This window comes from Cupriavidus sp. 01L46 (assembly GCF_056399905.1).
In genome coordinates, this window is record NZ_JBFTSF010000576.1 from 1 (window position 1) to 1,554 (window position 1,554).

Here is a 1,554-nt window from a genome sequence, read left to right on the forward strand (position 1 = left end):
GCCATACGACATCCCCCTGCGGGGGCTGCCGGTCACTTATATGAACGCGCCCCGGTTTGCTAGGTAAACGTCACGCGATGCTCGATCAGGGTTGGTTGCAGACTTATATCCGGCCTAGTGCAGGCCAAGCCTGCGGCCCCGATGGAATTCGCCAAGAGCGGCCCTTTCCTCTTCAGCGTGCTCGAAGCACCAGTGACCGATCAGGGTCCAGCTCTTGCGGTCCAACCTGTCTTGCCATCTCGCTCATCTACCGTCGCAACCTTCTAGTCGAATTCAGTAACCTTGCTTGCAAGCCGCGGCTAGGTTAGCTCCGCCTACGGTCGTTGTAGGTGGAGCTGGCCTAGTGCGGAATTCGCCGTTTGCTTGGCCCTCTCGGCTTTCTTTAACTCATGGTTTCTTTCATACGGCTCATTGCCCATCAGCACGGCCCACGCAGTTCGCGCCGCCTTGTTGGCTAGCGCCACCACTGTCACGTTGGTGGGCCGTCGGCGCGCCAGTTGCTCGCACCACAAGCCCTTGTCCTTGGCTCGGAACAGGACTGCCCTGGCACCATGGATCAGCAGCATGCGTAGATAGCGGTCACCGCGTTTGCTGATCGCGCCCAGGCGCACCTTGCCCCCAGTGCCGTGCTGACGCGGCACCAGCCCGAGATAGGCTGACAGTTGCCGCGCCGATCGGAAGCCGCGCGCATCGCCGATAGTCGCGACCAGTGCTGTGGCCGTGAGCATGCCGATTCCCGGAATTGTCATCAACCGTTGGCACTCTGGCTGCGTCTGGGACCAGGCCTTGATTTGTCCCTCCAGCCCCTCAATGCCCTTGTCCAGGCGGCCGATCAGGTCGAACTGCTCGCGCAACGCTTCGAACATCCTCGCGGGCACGTCTTCCTCGACTTCGGCCAACCGCTCGCGCATTTCCGCTAAGCCCGCCTGACGCCCCTTTTTGAAGCTCAAGCCAAACTCATAGAGCGCCCCACGCAGGGCATTGATCATCATGGTTCGCATCTTGATGTGCTGCTCGCGCATCCGATGCAACACCAGCGTGGCCTGCTGCTCCACCGTCTTCGGCGTCACCGCAGGCATGTCCAGCTGTTGTGCCGCAGTCCAGATCGCTCGCGCGTCTGCAGCATCGGTCTTGTTGGTCTGCACGAATGGCCGAACGAATTTCGCGTGCAGCAGCTTCACCTCGTACCCGAGCGCCATGAGCTTGCGCGCCCACCAGTGCCCGCTGCCGCATGCCTCCAACGCCACCCGGCCCGGCTCACGCTTGGCTAGGAATTCGATCAGCTTTTGCCGCTGGAAGCGCTGGTTGTGAATCTCGCCCGTCTCTGGGTCAATCCAATACAGCTGGAACACATGCTTTGCAATATCGAGCCCATATGTCGTAGCATTCATTTCGGGTCCCTCCGTTCCTCGAGTGGCGGTGACATCTACCACTCTGGCACATTGCGATGCCGTTCGGTCCTGGAGGGGCCCCTTACCGCCAGGGCAGTTTTGCCCCACCCCGCAAGACTTCTTCGACGTCTCGCGCTCCATGGGAGGGCGGGGCGCGTTCATA

Annotated in this window: 1 protein-coding gene; it reads right to left on the minus strand. The window is 61.2% G+C overall.

Translation table 11 applies throughout. The features are described 5' to 3' along the window. Positions 1-314: 314 nt before the first annotated feature. The gene (locus AC1DS3_RS38500) at positions 315-1,391 is read right to left on the minus strand and encodes an IS110 family RNA-guided transposase (RefSeq protein ID WP_441641646.1); all 1,077 of its coding nucleotides are present in this window, start codon (positions 1,389-1,391) and stop codon (positions 315-317) included. Positions 1,392-1,554 lie beyond the last annotated feature (163 nt).

Excerpts from the sequence above, each read along its gene's own strand:
- AC1DS3_RS38500 (WP_441641646.1), bottom strand. The coding sequence starts at position 1,391 with ATGAATGCTACGACATATGGGCTCGATATTGCAAAGCATGTGTTCCAG.